General features: G+C 39.9%; 17 protein-coding genes. 5 read left to right on the top strand and 12 right to left on the bottom strand.

Annotated elements, in window-relative coordinates; genetic code table 11:
• Positions 1-30: 30 nt before the first annotated feature.
• The 7 genes from rpsS to LKE05_RS03505 form a co-directional block, all read right to left on the bottom strand.
• Complete coding sequence (rpsS, locus tag LKE05_RS03535) at positions 31-303, bottom strand: 30S ribosomal protein S19 (RefSeq protein ID WP_022231073.1); 273 nt, start codon at positions 301-303, stop codon at positions 31-33.
• Positions 304-345: 42 nt separating this feature from the next.
• Complete coding sequence (rplB, locus tag LKE05_RS03530; RefSeq protein WP_308455946.1) at positions 346-1,179, bottom strand: 50S ribosomal protein L2; 834 nt, start codon at positions 1,177-1,179, stop codon at positions 346-348.
• A 36-nt stretch (positions 1,180-1,215) separates the two neighbouring features.
• Positions 1,216-1,518: a 50S ribosomal protein L23 gene (rplW, locus tag LKE05_RS03525; protein ID WP_022231071.1), complete on the bottom strand. Its 303-nt coding sequence runs from the start codon at positions 1,516-1,518 to the stop codon at positions 1,216-1,218.
• Positions 1,518-2,141 carry a 50S ribosomal protein L4 gene (gene rplD, locus LKE05_RS03520; RefSeq protein ID WP_022231070.1) on the bottom strand — a complete coding sequence of 208 codons (624 nt, stop codon included), beginning with the start codon at positions 2,139-2,141 and terminating at the stop codon, positions 1,518-1,520. Before rplD ends, rplW begins: the two co-directional genes overlap by 1 nt.
• A 28-nt stretch (positions 2,142-2,169) precedes the next feature.
• A complete protein-coding gene (gene rplC / locus LKE05_RS03515) occupies positions 2,170-2,796 on the bottom strand; it encodes a 50S ribosomal protein L3 (protein ID WP_022231069.1) in 627 nt (208 codons plus the stop codon).
• Positions 2,797-2,893: 97 nt separating this feature from the next.
• Positions 2,894-3,208 (bottom strand): 30S ribosomal protein S10, encoded by a 315-nt coding sequence (gene rpsJ / locus LKE05_RS03510; RefSeq protein WP_022231068.1) that lies wholly within the window; start codon positions 3,206-3,208, stop codon positions 2,894-2,896.
• Positions 3,209-3,695: 487 nt separating this feature from the next.
• The gene (locus LKE05_RS03505) at positions 3,696-4,103 is read right to left on the bottom strand and encodes a DUF4830 domain-containing protein (RefSeq protein WP_022231067.1); all 408 of its coding nucleotides are present in this window, start codon (positions 4,101-4,103) and stop codon (positions 3,696-3,698) included.
• A 134-nt stretch (positions 4,104-4,237) separates the two neighbouring features.
• Here LKE05_RS03505 and LKE05_RS03500 point away from each other — a divergent pair, with 134 nt between their 5' ends.
• A complete protein-coding gene (locus LKE05_RS03500) occupies positions 4,238-4,444 on the top strand; it encodes a DUF378 domain-containing protein (RefSeq protein ID WP_022231066.1) in 207 nt (68 codons plus the stop codon).
• 62 nt (positions 4,445-4,506) lie between these two features.
• Here LKE05_RS03500 and LKE05_RS03495 read toward each other — a convergent pair whose 3' ends face one another.
• From LKE05_RS03495 to LKE05_RS03480, 4 genes are all read right to left on the bottom strand, one after another.
• Positions 4,507-5,055: a cytidylate kinase-like family protein gene (locus tag LKE05_RS03495; protein WP_308455945.1), complete on the bottom strand. Its 549-nt coding sequence runs from the start codon at positions 5,053-5,055 to the stop codon at positions 4,507-4,509.
• Between the two features lie 68 nt (positions 5,056-5,123).
• Positions 5,124-6,647, bottom strand: a complete 1,524-nt coding sequence (locus LKE05_RS03490) for a cellulase family glycosylhydrolase (protein ID WP_308455944.1) — start codon at positions 6,645-6,647, stop codon at positions 5,124-5,126.
• A gap of 73 nt (positions 6,648-6,720) precedes the next feature.
• Complete coding sequence (locus LKE05_RS03485; protein WP_308455943.1) at positions 6,721-8,133, bottom strand: UxaA family hydrolase; 1,413 nt, start codon at positions 8,131-8,133, stop codon at positions 6,721-6,723.
• A 2-nt stretch (positions 8,134-8,135) separates the two neighbouring features.
• Positions 8,136-9,503 carry a tagaturonate reductase gene (locus LKE05_RS03480; RefSeq protein WP_308455942.1) on the bottom strand — a complete coding sequence of 456 codons (1,368 nt, stop codon included), beginning with the start codon at positions 9,501-9,503 and terminating at the stop codon, positions 8,136-8,138.
• Between the two features lie 230 nt (positions 9,504-9,733).
• Here LKE05_RS03480 and secG point away from each other — a divergent pair, with 230 nt between their 5' ends.
• Positions 9,734-9,976: a preprotein translocase subunit SecG gene (secG, locus tag LKE05_RS03475; protein ID WP_022231061.1), complete on the top strand. Its 243-nt coding sequence runs from the start codon at positions 9,734-9,736 to the stop codon at positions 9,974-9,976.
• Between the two features lie 270 nt (positions 9,977-10,246).
• Entirely contained in the window at positions 10,247-11,803 is a 1,557-nt protein-coding gene (locus LKE05_RS03470; RefSeq protein WP_308455941.1) for an acetamidase/formamidase family protein, read from the top strand.
• Positions 11,804-11,858: 55 nt separating this feature from the next.
• Here the strand turns inward: LKE05_RS03470 and LKE05_RS03465 are convergent, their stop codons facing one another.
• Positions 11,859-12,428 carry a nitroreductase family protein gene (locus tag LKE05_RS03465; protein WP_308455940.1) on the bottom strand — a complete coding sequence of 190 codons (570 nt, stop codon included), beginning with the start codon at positions 12,426-12,428 and terminating at the stop codon, positions 11,859-11,861.
• Between the two features lie 153 nt (positions 12,429-12,581).
• Between LKE05_RS03465 and LKE05_RS03460 the strand changes: the two genes are divergently transcribed.
• Positions 12,582-13,940 (top strand): aminotransferase class I/II-fold pyridoxal phosphate-dependent enzyme, encoded by a 1,359-nt coding sequence (locus LKE05_RS03460; RefSeq protein ID WP_308455939.1) that lies wholly within the window; start codon positions 12,582-12,584, stop codon positions 13,938-13,940.
• Positions 13,933-16,179, top strand: a complete 2,247-nt coding sequence (recD2, locus tag LKE05_RS03455) for an SF1B family DNA helicase RecD2 (RefSeq protein WP_308455938.1) — start codon at positions 13,933-13,935, stop codon at positions 16,177-16,179. The genes LKE05_RS03460 and recD2 overlap by 8 nt, the downstream gene beginning before the upstream one ends.
• The last annotated feature ends 38 nt before the right edge of the window (positions 16,180-16,217 follow it).

Below are 16,217 nucleotides of genomic sequence, written 5' to 3'. Positions count from 1 at the left end.
TTTCTTTGCTTCTAAGCAATATCATAGATATTACTTAGAAGTTTTAGCTCCGGCATGACCTTTGTATGTTCTTGTAGGAGCGAATTCGCCAAGTCTGTGGCCTACCATGTCCTCACTGATGAATACAGGAACATGCTTTCTGCCATCATGCACTGCGATTGTGTGTCCAACCATTTCTGGGAAAATTGTGGAAGCTCTTGACCATGTCTTTACGACCTTCTTTTCATTAGCTGCGTTCATAGCGTCAATTCTCTTCATAAGACGCTCTTCAACGAAAGGTCCTTTCTTAAGTGATCTGCCCATTAAATCTTCCTCCTTTCAATCTATATCAAAATTAAATATCTATTATTTAGCGTTTCTTCTCTTAACGATGAACTTGTCAGTTCTGTTCTTAGTCTTTCTTGTCTTAAGACCAAGTGCTGGTTTACCCCAAGGAGTAACCGGTGCAGGACGACCGATTGGTGACTTACCTTCACCACCACCGTGAGGGTGATCGTTAGGGTTCATAACAACACCACGAACTGTCGGTCTCCAACCCATGTGACGCTTTCTTCCGGCTTTACCGATAGATACGTTTTCATGCTGTTGGTTACCTACAACACCGATAGTTGCTTTACAATCAAGTCTGATCATTCTAACTTCGCCGCTTGGAAGTCTAACCTGTGCATAGTCGCCTTCCTTAGCCATAAGCTGTGCACTGTTACCTGCACTTCTTACAAGCTGAGCGCCCTTTCCAGGATACAATTCAATGTTATGAATTAGTGTACCAACCGGAATATCTTTTATAAACAATGCGTTACCCGGCTTAATATCTGCACCTTCGCCCGATACTACGACGTCACCGTCTGTAAGACCGATAGGAGCGATGATGTAAGCCTTTTCGCCGTCTTCATATTGAACAAGAGCGATATTGGCACTTCTGTTCGGATCGTATTCAACACCGATAACTGTTGCCGGCATACCGTCTTTATTTCTCTTAAAGTCAATAATTCTGTACTTTCTTCTGTTGCCGCCGCCTCTATGACGAACAGTGATTCTACCGTATGAGTTTCTGCCGGCGTGCTTGTCTTTCTTAGCAAGAAGTGAACGCTCCGGTGACTTCTTTGTGATTTCAGCGAAGTCTGAAACTGTCATAAATCTTCTGGCAGGCGAAGTAGGATTATACTTTTTAATAGCCATTATCCTTTACTCTCCTTATCTATAAATTAATAACGATTAAATATCGAAGAATTCGATAGTTTTGCTGTCAGCTGTAAGAGTAACGATAGCCTTTTTCCATGAAGGACGTCTTCCTTCGTTTCTGCCCATTCTCTTAACCTTACCAAGAACATTCATTGTGTTTACCTTAGCAACCTTAACGCCGAATGCTTCTTCAACAGCTTTCTTTATTTCAACCTTGTTCACAGTCTTTGGAACTTCAAAGGTATATCTCTTAATCTCGTTACCTTCTCTGTCTAAAACAGTTTCCATGCTGCGTTCAGAGATGATTGGTCTTCTTAGAATATCAAATGAATTCATTATGCAAGCACCTCCTCAATCTTTGCAATGGCATCCTTTGAAACGATGAATGCATCGTTGTTAAGAACGTCATATGTGTTAAGTGTACCAACGTGAGTCGGTGTAACACCCTTAATGTTTCTTGCTGATTTGTAAACCTTTTCATCAGCATCTGCTGTAACGATAAGAGCCTTTGAATTAACGTCAAGTCCCTTTAGAAGAGCTACGATCTTAGCAGTCTTGATTTCGTCAACAGCAAGTTCATCTATAACAAATATTTTGTAATCAGCATACTTAGCTGAAAGAGCACTCTTAAGAGCGATTCTCTTAATCTTCTTGTTTACGCTGAATCTGTAACTTCTTGGCTTTGGACCAAGTGCTACGCCACCGCCAGTCCACTGTGGAGCACGGATACTACCTTGTCTTGCACGACCTGTACCCTTTTGTCTCCAAGGCTTAATACCGCCGCCACGAACTTCTGTACGTGTCTTTGTAGACTGTGTGCCTTGTCTTTGGTTTGCAAGATAGTTAACAACTACCTGATGCAAAACTGATTTATTCACTTCAGCAGCAAAGATAGCATCTGATACTTCCATATCGCCTGTCTTTGTGCCTTCCATGTTATATAAAGCCACTTTAGCCATTATATTTCCTCCTTTCCAATAACCTCGATTATGCCTTTACGCTGTTTCTGATTGTAACAAGTCCGCCCTTGTTTCCCGGAATTGCACCTTTTACAAGGATTAAATTCTGTTCAGCGTCGATTTTAACAACCTCAAGATTCTGGACTGTAACTTTTTGAACACCCATGTGTCCCGGAAGTACCTTACCCTTGAAAACTCGTCCAGGGTTTGAGCACATACCCATTGAACCGGAAACTCTCTTTGATTTTGAACCGTGAGTCATAGGACCTCTGTGTAGACCGTGTTTCATCGGACCGGCAAAGCCTTTACCCTTTGAAATACCGCTTACGTCTACTTTGTCTCCGGCTGCGAAAATGTCAGCCTTAATTTCGTCACCAACATTCAGACTTTCGCAATCATCAAGTCTGAACTCTCTGACATACTTTTTGTTTGCAGTGTCTGCCTTTTTGAAATGACCTAATTGTGGTTTGTTAAGGTGCTTTTCTTTAACGTCACCAAAACCAACCTGTACAGCTTCGTAGCCGTCTGTTTCAACAGTCTTCTTCTGTGTAACTACGCATGGGCCAGCCATAACAACAGTTACAGGAATAACTACTCCGCCTTCGCCAAAGATTTGAGTCATACCAATCTTTGTACCCAAAATTGCTTTTTCCATTGATTTTTCCTCCTTAACAGTTATTGGTTTCCGCAAAAGCTATCGGAAACTTGACCTGCATCATAGCCGTATAGGCTACTGCACTTTATAGACGATCTTACTTCTGGATTACGTCGATATCTACTCCAGCAGGAAGATCAATTTTGATTAGTGATTCCATAGTCTTAGCACCCGGAACAACTATATCAATCAATCTTTTGTGAGTTCTTCTTTCGAACTGCTCACGAGAATCCTTATACTTATGAACCGCTCTTAGGATTGTGATAACTTCCTTATCTGTAGGAAGCGGAATAGGACCTGAAACTTTAGCACCTGTTCTCTTTGCAATCTCAACAATCTTTTCAGCACTCTGATCAAGTACAACGTGGTCATAAGCCTTAAGCTTGATTCTGATTTTCTGGTTTGCTGCCATACTTTTCCCTCCTCGAATTGTTATTGTGTTGTAATCTGCACGACAGCGCTTAAAGAAAATGGCACACACCGCCGGGTGTTTCGCATCACCCTTATAAAAAAAACCCGAACCTCATATTGTAGAGTTCGGGCAAAGTTAGCCAATTTCGCCGCATACTTATCCTGTCTTATGCCATCAAAAGACCGCACTTCTCCTAAGTATACATTGACTGCCGCCCGGTTTCATGAATCGGACTCACTCCACAGAAAAACCGACGTTAAATCGTCGCAACCTCCCGCTTCATCGTTTGTCAGTACCTATATGCTTTCGCATACTTTAGTCACAACACTGTTATTATACACTATAACAGCCGTTTTGGCAAGCTTTTTTGTATAAAAAAATCATTAAATTTTATACAAATTTAATGATTTTGCGAATATTTTTTTGTATACTTTTACACGTATGATTTTTGGTATTATTACAAAACTTAATAATTTGTAATCAAATTTTAACGAAGTGAATCGTCAAAGTTCAAAGAATGTATAAATCCGCGGATACTTACGGTCATTATATCACCGCCGACAGGTTCGTTATTTATGCAGATTACATTCGCCCTGACCTCTTCGCCGACATCTTTCGGATAATTTTCTACTATATATGTATATCTCACGCCTTTCATACCCATATACGGTCTTAAATCAAGTCCGGCCTTTAATTGAATATCATTATAATTTTCATACACACGGTCAAAAGGTTTCGGAATTATAATATCCTCCTTTTCGACAGATTTTGTCCTCACTTCCCAGCCGTATCCTTTTAAAAACACAATATTGTTCGTATCGGTTTCACCGCTGGCAAAAAGCACAAACATCAATGTAGTTACTATTATTATAACAACAGAAATAAAATACATCATAGCTTTTCTCCCCATCTTCTCACCCCATATATAATATGAAGTTTTTTATGAAGTTATTACCACGTTTAAAATTTCACTTCTTTGTTTACACTAAAAACAACAATATAAACCAATTCAAAAGGAGTGTAAGTATTATGAACAATACTGCTTTAATCATAACAATTATCGGTGCGGTAAACTGGCTGCTTGTCGGACTTTTCAAATTTGACCTTGTCGCGTCAATCTTCGGCGGTCAAGCCGCAATCATAAGCAGAATTATTTATGTTATTGTAGGTCTTGCAGGTCTATGGTGCATAACTCTTTTATTCCGCAATCAAGGTACAGAGCATAGCAAAGCATAAAATGTAACATTTAAAAAGCGGTGCTGTTATTTTAGCACCGCTTTTTTGGAGGATTTATCAAATCAATCTATTTTCGTTTTTATATAGTTTTTGATTATATCAATAATCTTTTCTTTTTTCAATCCGGCTGTATTAAGACATATATCGTAATGCACAGCCTCGGACCAGTTCAAACCGGTATTATGCTGATAATAATCACCTCTTGTCTTGTTCATCGAATGAATAAGACTTTTTGCATCTTCGGGATTAAGCTCATACAATCTTATTACACGACGCATACAATCTCTGATTGGTGCGTAAAGATAAATCTTAACGACATTATCCATATCCCGAAGCACATAATCGGCACATCGTCCGACTATAACGCACGATTCTTTCTCGGCAATTTCGCGAATTGTTTTTGATTGTTGTTTAAACAATTCGTCAGCCTCTTCAAGAGATGCATTATGAATACTTTCATCATCGCCGGAATCCAAATCACTCTCAACCCCTTGTGACATTTCAAAAATCTCACGACCGTAATATTTTATTCCGAGATCTTTCGCAAGCAGTTTACCGATTTCCTTACCGCCGCTGCCGTAAGTTCTCGCAATCGTAACAACGTATTTCATAAATTCCACCCCTCTCTTTCGTGCTTATGTATTATATATACCACCAAATTGAGAGTTTAAACATTTTTTCAGAAATTTTTAAAAACAAATTTTCCGCTTTCGGTAAGTTCGTCCTCACTTATTCCGTCATTCACGTTTGCACCGTTCACAAGTGCGGCAGAAGATTCGCTTTTATCACAAAGCGACCAGTTTGCCCAACTTATTCCACGTTCATTCATAAAGTCAATCCACCTTTGCGCCTCGTCAAGATAAACACCGCCGTTTCCGTCAGCCGCACTTGTACCCCACTCGCTCACAAACACAGGTAAACCGCAGTCGTCTATACGTTGTCTTAGCCAATCGGTGTGAGTTCCTGCGTAAAAATGGCATGTGTACATTATATTTTCGGCATTAATCGGATTTTTTGCAGCCTCATGCAAATCCTGACTCCATGTCGGACTTCCTACTAATATAATAGCGTTTGTATTTGCACGTATAACAGGTATCACTGTTTCGGCATACGGTTTTACATTATCATTCCAAGTCACATTGCCGTTCGGCTCATTACATATTTCATAAAGCACAGCATTGCTGTCCTTATACCTCTCCGACATTTCGCCAAAGAAATCAACCGCATCATCAATATGTTGCATAGGGTTTCCGTCCGACAGTATATGCCAGTCGATTATTACATACATATCCTGACGTATCGCACTGTCAACCGCATTTATAAGCGTATCTTTTACAGACGGATTGCTTATATATCCGCCCTCATCGGTATACATTGCACATCTGAACAAGTTTGCACCGTAATCGGCAGTTGCTTTAACAGCATTTTCGGTCGCGAAATTACCAAACCATTGCAAACCGTGTGACGACATACCGTGAAGCACGACAGGCTCGTTGTTTTCATTCATAAGTTGCGTACCGTCAACGTGCAACGCACCGTTTTCACTTACACCGCCTTTTCTTGTCGTTTGCGGTTTTGGTTGCTCCGTCACAGTCGGCTCATAAGGTTTTAAATCACCTTTCATACTCGCCGCACGCATAATTATCGCACAAGCCTCAGCTCTTGTAATTGATGACTTCGGGTTTAAATTGCCCTTGTCGTCACCGTATACAATGCCTTTGCAGTAAGCCGCAATCATACTGTCATAATATCGTCCGTCAAGCTGTGCAAAATCAGATACAGACGAACTCACTCTGTTGTAATCACCGCGTTCTTCTTTAAAAAATGCATTCATAACAATTTTAACCGCCAACTGTCTTGTTATAGGCTCGTCATATGTTTGTGCCGTAGGCGGTATCTCGTCCCAATCGAACAAACCTTTTGTAAGTGCCGTTTGCACCATACCGTCTGCCCAATGATTGTTTTGCTTTGCACTCTCTTGAAGCCCCGCAATTCTGCCGACTATCGATACAAGCTCCGCTTTTGTAACAGTTCCGTCAGGTCTGAACGTTCCGTCCTCATAACCGCTTAAATATCCTTGGTTTGTCATATCGGTTACATTGTCATAATACCAGCTTCCGCTCTGTACATCAGAAAATGCACACGCATTAACGCAAAATATCATCATAACAAGTGCCGTCAGTATAAAAATTTTTCTTTTCATAATCTCACCCCTTTTTATTCAGTTTATCACATTTTCGTCATTTAGTCAAAAAAAGAGCGGCACAGCCACTCTTTCATAATACAACTCCGTCTTTGAAAATTGAAATTTCCTTATAACCGTTTTTCTCATTATTCGTTTGTTTGCCGTTTGCAACTTCTATAACATATTCAAAAAGCTCATCGGTCAAATCCGCACCGTTTATAATCTCACCTGCATTAAAATCAATCCAATGTGGTTTTCTTTTTGCAAGGTTTGTATTCGTCGCAATTTTCACAGTCGGCACAGGCGCACCCACAGGTGTACCGCGTCCTGTTGAAAACAGTATCAAATGGCAGCCCGACGCGGTAAGGTTTGTTACCGCAACAATGTCATTACCCGGTCCGGTAAGAAGATTAAGACCTTTTCTTGTAACGCTTCCACCGATTTCAATAACGTCCTCAACGTCTGCACTGCCAGACTTCTGCACGCAACCGAGCGACTTATCTTCAAGCGTGGTTATACCGCCTTTTTTATTACCCGGCGATGGGTTTTCATAAACAACTTGATTATGACTTGTGAAATAATCCTTGAAATCATTTATAAGCGAAACCGTCTTATAAAAAACTTCTTCATTTACACATCTGTTCATCAAAATCGTTTCCGCACCGAACATTTCAGGTACTTCCGTAAGCACCGTACTTCCGCCCTTGCTTATAAGCTTATCGGAAAATCTTCCTATAAGCGGATTTGCGGTAAGTCCGGAAAAGCCGTCACTGCCGCCACACTTCAAACCGACAACAAGCTCCGACACATCACATTCTTCACGTTTTTGATTTTTCGCATATTCGGCAAGCTCGCCTATAAGACGCAACCCCTCACCGATTTCATCATCAAAATCCTGCGTACTCATAAATTTAACTCTGTTTTCGTCAACTTCACCGAGAACTGTTTTAAATACGGAAATATTATTATTTTCACAGCCTAATCCCATCACAAGCACACCTGCCGCATTAGGGTGATTGACAAGACCCTTAAGGACGTTTTGCGTCATTTTCTGGTCGTCGCCAAGCTGAGAACAACCGAACGGATGTACATAATTAAACACACCGTCACACATATTTCCGTACAGCTTATCAGCCTCTCTTGCAAGTATTTCGGACGTCTTGTTCACGCAGCCGACAGTGTTCACAATCCAAATTTCATTTCTTATACCGACTTTGCCGTCTGCACGTCTGTAACCCATAAAAGTGCGTTTTTCCGTTTTCGGCATTTTGTTTCTTTGCGGTTCGTATTTGTATTCAAGCACACCGCTTAAATTCGTTTTAATATTATGTGTATGTACATGGTCGCCTTTTTTTATGTCCTCTGTCGCATGACCGATAGGATAACCGTATTTAATTATATTTTCGCCTTTTTTTATATCATTAAGGGCAATTTTATGACCGCTCAATTCACCATCAAGCATAACGGCTACGTTATCCTTTTCATTAATTTTTATCTGTTTCATTTTCAGTCAACTACCTTTTCCATAGCCTTTCTTATACCGTTCTTTTCGATTTCGTCAAGATGTTTTTGTACAGTCGGAAGTAAGAATGACAAATCTTCACCCCAATATTCCGTCTTTTTAAGAATATCTTCCGCACTTGCCGTTTTCATAAATTCCATTACTTCCTTATCATCATTCGCCGCGTCTGTTCTGTAAAATGCGATAAGTGCCGCAAGTGAAAATACAAGTCGTTTCGGCTCACAATTCTTTTCCTTAATATATTCAAGCACGCTCGGAAGTACACGAACTTTGTATTTTGAAACGGAATTAAGCGCAATACTCAAAAGATAATGCTTGATGAACGGATTTTTAAATCTTTCGATTACGTCATTTGCGAACTGTTCAAGTTCGTTTTTAGGCAAATCAAGAGTCGGAATAATTTCTTCAAAAATACCCTGTTTCATAAATGAAAATACAAGTTCATCGTCCATTGCGTCCTTGACTGTTTCAAGACCGGCAAGATGTGCCGCAAGCACTGTCATTGTATGCGCACCGTTCAAAATACGCACCTTACGTTTCTTGTACGGTGTAACATCGTCTGTCCAAAGCACATTAAGACCGATTTTATGGAACGGTATTTCCTCCGCAAGTTTCTTATCGCCCTCTATTACCCACAAATGAAAAATCTCCGCAGTGTCAATCATATCGTCAAGATAACCGTATGACTGCTCCATTTCCTTTGCGTTATCTCGCGGATAACCTGTAACTATTCTGTCCACAAGTGTATTTGTAAAATGGTTTTCGGTTTCAATCCACTTCTCAAATTCACCGCCGTAACCCCAATCCTCGCTATACTTTAAAATACATTCCTTTAGATTGTCACCGTTTTTGTCAATCAACTCACACGGAAGAAGTATAAAACCGCCCAGTCCCTCGTCAAATCTTTTCTTCATAAACAACGTAAGTCTGCCCGGAAAAGTAAGTCCGTTAAAATCATCAGGATTTTGATTAGGTTTGTACTCGATACCTGCCTCTGTAGTGTTTGAAACGATAAAACGCAAGTCGGGATTTTTTGCACAGTCAAAAAATTCATCTGTATTTGTATACGGATTGATACCTCTTGTCACACAATCAACAATTCTTGTTTCCTCAACCTTTTCGCCTTTTAAAAGTCCTCTTAAATACAAGCTGTATCGTCCGTCCTGCGCATTTAACTTATCAACAAGTCCGCCTGCAAGCGGCTGAACTATTGTCACACCGTAATCTCCGCCGTTTTCCTTGTTAAGTTTGTCTATCATCCAATCCACAAAACCTCTCAGGAAATTGCCCTCACCGAATTGAAGTACACGTTCCGTAAGTGTGTTTTTTTCCGTTCTCTTTAATCTTTCCATTACAAAATTCCTCCGTAATATTAATTATGATAATATTATACATCAATTTAAGTACAGTTACCATTAGTTTTTTTGCTATTATCAGAAATTTTTTATCATATTTTGCTCAAAAGCATTAAAAACAAAACTGATTTACAAAAAGGCAAAAAAAGTATTGCAAATTTTAGAATTTGTGATATAATAGATAAGTATTTAATGATTTACTTTAGAAGAAAAAGGAGGTTTATATAATGCAAACTCTATTTTTGGTATTACATTTGATAGTATCTGTTATACTTATATTTGTAGTTATGGCTCAGGAAGGTAAAGATCCGGGTATGAGAGGTATTCAAGGTGCATCCTCTGATATGGGCGATTCATTCTTTAAGAAAAATGGCGGAACTACTAAGGAAGCAATGTTCATTAAGCTTACAACAACTATTGCAATTCTTTTCCTTATAACAACAACAGTTCTTGTTATTTTAGGTGCATAATTTTAATCAGTAAAATGTCTCTGATACTCCATCAGAGACATTTTTATTTTTAATTAAATTTGAAAAATGTTGTACTGAGCTAAAATTTTAGATGTCAAATTTTCTATGAACATATCACAAATCGAAATTGATTTCGGTAATTTTTTTTGTAAAAGTTCAATATTGACATTTTTCTTTTTTAAGTCTAAAATAAAGCTATCAACCGGACAAGGAAGTTCAGAGCTTCCTTGTCCGGTTTTTTTATTTTCAAAACGAAAAGAGGTAATTACTATGAAAAAAAGACACGGATTTATCGCAGCGGCAGTAGCAGTATCATTGCTTGCAGCACAGACATTTGCGGGAGCTTATTACACGCAGGATTTGACATTTCCTTTGCAGTCCTCCGATAATGAAACCGTTACCGGAGATTATTATGTGAAATCTACTTTGGATAATATCAGTTGGGGATTCCTTCCTAACAGAGATTCGGAGCCTATTCTTACTGTTCCGTCAGGAAGTACGGTCACATTTGATACAGTATCACACGAGGGTATTCTTGAGGACCAAGGACGTGATCCGGTGAAATATTTCGGACAATACGGCGTAAGCAGTGATATGGTGCTTGATGACGCTAAAGCGATTGCGGCGTCAGACGATCCTCACGATTTTCTTGCTGACGGTCCTCATGTCGTGACAGGCCCTATTGCGGTTGAAGGTGCAGAACCTGGCGATGTACTTAAGGTAGAAGTGCTTGATCTTGCACCGAGAGTTCCTTACGGAGTAATTACAAACAGACATTTCAAGGGCGCACTTCCTGATGAATTCCCTGAAAAAGAAAGACTTGAAACAGCAAGCGTTGAAAATCCCGAAGCATACGGTGATGTATCGGTATTCTGCCCTATTCATCAGGAGGACGGCATATGGTACGGCACAGTAGACGACAACGGTACAGAGATGAAATTCCCACTAAGTCCGTTCCTTGGAATTATGGGTGTTGCTCCCGATACAAGTGAAAAGGTAAGCACTGTACCTCCGATTAACGTAGGCGGTAACCTTGACATAAACGAACTTGGTGTAGGTGCTACATTGTATTTGCCGGTTGAAGTAGAGGGAGCTAAATTCTACACAGGTGACCCACATTTTGTACAAGGTGACGGCGAAGTTGCACTTACGGCTCTTGAAGGCTCACTACGTGGAACAGTAAGACTTACTCTTTTAAAAGCAGGCGATTCATCAATTCCGAAAACTTCCGAAAAATTCACACAGGCATTCGCCGAAACAGAGAAATACTGGATTCCGATCGGACTTAACGAGGATCTTGACGAAGCAATGAAACAGTCGATAAGAGAATCTGTAAACTTCCTTTCAAACCAGTTCAATTTGGATCGTGCAAAGGTAAAGGTATACGCTTATCTAAGCGCAGGTGTTGATTATGAGGTATCACAGGTTGTCGATAAGACAAAAGGTATACATGCTCTTATCCCGAAAGTTGATTTCAGAGATATTCTTACATTAAAACTTAATGCAGGCAGCAAATCGATTGATGTCGGTATTTCAAGCAATCAGTTCTATGTACCACTGAGAGAAACAATGGAAGCGTTGGGATATACAGTAGAATGGGACGGAGCGACAAATAGTATTGTGATGACAAAGGACGGTAAGTCTGTGACAGCAGTTGTTGAGTCAAACATATATAACGCTGACGGACAAAACATTGTTCTGACATCATCACCGTTTATTTCGGAAGACGATGTTACAATGCTTCCTGTATCGGCTCTAAGCGATGCGGCAGGCTTATCTGTAAACTGGACAACAAGCGGTTCGGTTGTAACAGGTTCTGTTCAATAAAGCAAAATGACACTCAAAAGTTATAACTTTTGAGTGTCATTTTTTAATATACTTCTTATTTTATAAGTATTTCTTCAAGCGAACGTTTCGGAACGTTTATAACTCCGTTTTCGTCCTCATAGTATTTAACGTCATTATCTTTCATATCCACGATTTTGCTTTCCTGTTTCGGATAACCAACAGCAAGTAAATATACAACGTCAAGATTTTCGTCCAACTTCAAAAGCTTTTTGATTTCATCACGCTGTATAGCCCCAAGCCAGCAAGTGCCAAGTCCCATTTCAACCGCCTCAAGCATCATTGTTGTTACTGCCGCGCCTGCCTCAACTTCATACATTTTATTTGATTTAATACTGCTGTCGCCAAGTACCGCTATATATGCCGCAGGGCGTTCATTCTCTTTCGGTGCACCGTCTGCAAGATAGCCTGCCCACTTTGTCATTGGGTATATTTTTTGAAGCGTTTCGCTGTTGTTTACAATCATAAATTTAAGCGGCTGAACATTCGCGCCGTATGCCGCAACTCTTGCACAGTCCACAAGTTTCACAAGATTATCTTCACTGACTGCCTTTTGTTCAAACTTTCTTATCGTTCTTCTTTTCATTATCGCATCATATACATTCATAATTTATCTGTCCTTTCCAAAAATAACTATTGTTATTGAACTTGTCACTATTATATCATATTCTTTTGCGTTTTTCAATTTTGTATTCCATATTACTTTACATATACGCAAAAATTTTATATAATAATAGGAAACAAATAAGGAGATGTGTCTATGTCAGCACCACTGTATGAGCATTTGCTTGCATACTCAAAACAAAACAGAATATCATTTGCAATGCCCGGTCACAAAAACGGCAGAGGATTAAAAAAAGATTTACTGTCCCTTGATGTAACGGAACTTTCCGCAACGGAAAATCTTATCCACCCCGGTGAGTATGTTTTAAAAGCACAAGAGCTTTTGTCAAGCCTTTACGGCAGTGACAAAAGCTACATACTCACAGGCGGTTCAACATCTGCAATTCAGTCTATGATATGTGCAGGCGTAAAGCCCGGCGGCACACTGCTTTCGGCGGGCGACTGCCATATGAGCGTTATTAACACTTGCGCTTTACTCGGTATCAATTTAAAATTGTTTCCGAAAGAAATAGACAACAGTTTTAGTGTCCCTAAAGGTACAGGGACACTAAAAAAACATTTAACGGACGACATTGACGCGGTTATAATTACATCACCGAATTACTACGGAATATGTTCCGACATTAAAAACACAGCCGAAGAATGTCACGCAAAAAATATCCCTTTACTTGTTGACGAGGCGCACGGAGCACACTTTATCGCAAGCAATTTATTTCCGCAAACCGCAGTAAAATATGCAGACGCAGTATGCCAAAGTGCTCACAAAACGCTTAATGCAATGAACGGAAGTTCGTATCTTCACATAAACGGCGATTTAATCGACAGAAAACGTCTTGAAAAATCGCTTTATATGTTTCAATCGTCAAGTCCGTCATACGTCATCGCGTCATCGGCGGACATTGCAAGAGATGAATTAACCGACGGTGCAATGTGGGAGAAAACATATGATATGTGCAAATCATTTAAAGAAAAAATCACCGATACAGGTATCAAAGTTCTTAAAAATGACGATATGACAAGGCTTGTGCTGAATTTTTCAAATTTGGATATTACAGGCTTTGACGTTGATGACATACTTTCAAATAACGGCATAGACATTGAAATGGCTGATTTATTCAACATAGTTTTAATCGTTACGCCGTCAAACACGCAATCGGATATGGACGTGCTTTTTGATGAGCTTATCAAAATTACAAACAATACACCTAAAGCAAAAAGCACATTAAATCTAACGCCTCCACCGATTTGCAAAGAAAAACTGTTTCCGCAAAAAGCATTTTTCTCAAATCAAAGGGACACTAAATTACAGAATTCAATCGGACATATTTCTTGCAGTACGGTTGTACCTTATCCGCCCGGAGTACCGGTTATATACACAGGCGAAACTATCAGAAAAGAACAGATTGAGTACATAGAATACCTTGAAACAAAAGGCGCAGAAATCACAGGAATTTCAAACGGCACAATAGCCGTATCGGAGCAAAATAATGAGTGAAATTATTACAGTAACAGGCACAGTTGAAGAAATTATATATTCCAATCCCGACAACGGTTATTCTGTTGTCGGAATCGACAGCGTTGAAGAAGGACAATTCACCGCAACGGGATATATGCCGTTTATAACGGAGGGTGAAAGCGTTGCCCTGTCGGGTAATTGGACAACTCACCCCGATTACGGCGAACAATTCAAAGCGGAATATTATGAAACAGTTATGCCGTCGGACGAGGAGTCTATTATTAAATATTTAAGTTCGGGAATAATAAGCGGTATACGCGAGGCTACCGCAAAAAAACTTATCGACCATTTCGGACTTGACGTACTTCAAATAATGCTTACCCAGCCGTCAAAACTTGCCGAAATCAAAGGAATAAGCAAAGAAAAAGCGAAGAAAATAGGCGAACAATTTGCAGAAATACAGTCTATGCAAAATATCGTTATGTTCCTTCAACAGTACGGAATTTCCGCAACAACCGCAGTAAAAGTACACAATTCTCTCGGCGCAAATTCGGTTGAACTCATAAAGAAAAATCCGTATATCCTTTCTGATATGGTTGACGGCATTTCTTTTAAAACATCGGACACAATAGCCTTTAATATGGGATTGCCTAAAAACAGCATTATGCGTATACGTTCTGGAATTATACATATTTTACGCAGTGCCGCATATACAAGCGGTCATGTATATATGCCGAAAGATGTATTAATCGAGCATACCGTCTACACATTAAAAGTCACCGATGACGAAGTAATTGCGGCTGTTTCCGAATTGCTTTCTTCAAAAGAACTGTTCCAAGATAAAGTTGACGGAATTGACGCATACTATCTTTACAGCTATTATGAGTCTGAATATTACATTGCGCGCCGACTTATTGCAATGTCGCAAAACACGCAAAAATTCACAATGACCGAAGAAAAAGCAGAAAAAGCCATTGACGCGCTTGAAGCAAAAACAAATTTATACCTTGCCGCCGAGCAGCGCAATGCCGTTGTCACTGCACTTTCGGCAGGTTGTATGATTCTTACCGGCGGTCCGGGAACAGGTAAAACAACAACAATAAACACAATAATAAAGCTTTTGGAAGATTTAAAGCTTTCAATCGCACTTGCCGCGCCGACAGGACGCGCCGCAAAGCGAATGAGCCAAGTTACGGGTTACGAGGCAAAGACAATACACCGTCTTTTATGCACTCAACGGTCTTCTGAGGGTTACAGTATTTTTACGCACAACGAAGAAAATCCACTGCCGTATGACGTTATAATTCTTGACGAAGTCAGTATGATTGACGTAAATCTTATGTCGTCATTTTTAAAAGCGGTCAAAACAGGTGCAAGAATTATCCTTTCGGGTGACGCGGACCAACTGCCGTCAGTCGGGCCGGGAAACATCATTCACGATATAATCGAAAGTAAAACAATACCGGTAATTCAGCTTAACAAAATTTTCAGGCAAGCCGAAGAAAGTCTTATAATCGTAAACGCACACAAAATTAATCACGGAGAACTTCCCGATTTATCGGTAAAATCAAGCGATTTCTTCTTTTTAAGAAGAAAAACACCGCAGGACAGTGCTTTTACGGTGATGGATTTATTCAAAAACAGACTGCCGAAAAGCTATAATGTAAACCCGATTTCATCAATACAAGTCCTATCGCCGACAAAAAAAGGACTTGCCGGAACGATTGCATTAAACAAACTGTTGCAGTCACACATCAATCCGTATGACGAAAGACGTCCGCAACACGTTTTCGGCAATATAACTTTCCGTGTCGGCGACAAAGTTATGCAGACAAAAAACAATTACGATATGGTCTATTCACGCGAAAACGGCGAGGACGGTATGGGAATTTTCAACGGTGATATGGGAATTATAGAGAGTATTTCCGTCCGCGACAAGTGTATGAATATCGTGTTTGATGAGGACAAGCTCGTTGAATATCCGTTTACCAATCTTGATGAGCTTGACCTTGCGTACGCGATAACCGTCCACAAAAGTCAAGGCAGTGAGTTCCCTATCGTGATTATGCCCGTATGCTCATTTTCGCCTATGCTTATGAGCCGCAACTTATTTTACACCGCCGTAACGCGTGCAAGAGATATGGTTGTGCTTGTCGGCAGCGAAAAGACTATTCAAAATATGACTATGAACAACCAATTTCATCAACGATTTACGGGACTTACGGAAAAGTTAGTTGCGGTAAAAAAATTTGTTGCCGAGAAAGAGGAAAATTCATAAACGCTTGAAATATTCGGCAAATTATTGTATAATAGAAA

The organism is Hominilimicola fabiformis (assembly GCF_020687385.1).
Taxonomy (GTDB): domain Bacteria; phylum Bacillota; class Clostridia; order UBA1381; family UBA1381; genus Hominilimicola; species Hominilimicola fabiformis.
Note: the sequence above shows the minus strand (reverse complement) of the source record. Positions and strands in the feature narration are given on the sequence as shown.

Coding starts and splice junctions, on each gene's coding strand:
- rpsS (WP_022231073.1), bottom strand. CDS start 303: ATGGGCAGATCACTTAAGAAAGGACCTTTCGTTGAAGAGCGTCTTATG.
- rplB (WP_308455946.1), bottom strand. CDS start 1,179: ATGGCTATTAAAAAGTATAATCCTACTTCGCCTGCCAGAAGATTTATG.
- rplW (WP_022231071.1), bottom strand. CDS start 1,518: ATGAATTCATTTGATATTCTAAGAAGACCAATCATCTCTGAACGCAGC.
- rplD (WP_022231070.1), bottom strand. CDS start 2,141: ATGGCTAAAGTGGCTTTATATAACATGGAAGGCACAAAGACAGGCGAT.
- rplC (WP_022231069.1), bottom strand. CDS start 2,796: ATGGAAAAAGCAATTTTGGGTACAAAGATTGGTATGACTCAAATCTTT.
- rpsJ (WP_022231068.1), bottom strand. CDS start 3,208: ATGGCAGCAAACCAGAAAATCAGAATCAAGCTTAAGGCTTATGACCAC.
- LKE05_RS03505 (WP_022231067.1), bottom strand. CDS start 4,103: ATGATGTATTTTATTTCTGTTGTTATAATAATAGTAACTACATTGATG.
- LKE05_RS03500 (WP_022231066.1), top strand. CDS start 4,238: ATGAACAATACTGCTTTAATCATAACAATTATCGGTGCGGTAAACTGG.
- LKE05_RS03495 (WP_308455945.1), bottom strand. CDS start 5,055: ATGAAATACGTTGTTACGATTGCGAGAACTTACGGCAGCGGCGGTAAG.
- LKE05_RS03490 (WP_308455944.1), bottom strand. CDS start 6,647: ATGAAAAGAAAAATTTTTATACTGACGGCACTTGTTATGATGATATTT.
- LKE05_RS03485 (WP_308455943.1), bottom strand. CDS start 8,133: ATGAAACAGATAAAAATTAATGAAAAGGATAACGTAGCCGTTATGCTT.
- LKE05_RS03480 (WP_308455942.1), bottom strand. CDS start 9,503: ATGGAAAGATTAAAGAGAACGGAAAAAAACACACTTACGGAACGTGTA.
- secG (WP_022231061.1), top strand. CDS start 9,734: ATGCAAACTCTATTTTTGGTATTACATTTGATAGTATCTGTTATACTT.
- LKE05_RS03470 (WP_308455941.1), top strand. CDS start 10,247: ATGAAAAAAAGACACGGATTTATCGCAGCGGCAGTAGCAGTATCATTG.
- LKE05_RS03465 (WP_308455940.1), bottom strand. CDS start 12,428: ATGAATGTATATGATGCGATAATGAAAAGAAGAACGATAAGAAAGTTT.
- LKE05_RS03460 (WP_308455939.1), top strand. CDS start 12,582: ATGTCAGCACCACTGTATGAGCATTTGCTTGCATACTCAAAACAAAAC.
- recD2 (WP_308455938.1), top strand. CDS start 13,933: ATGAGTGAAATTATTACAGTAACAGGCACAGTTGAAGAAATTATATAT.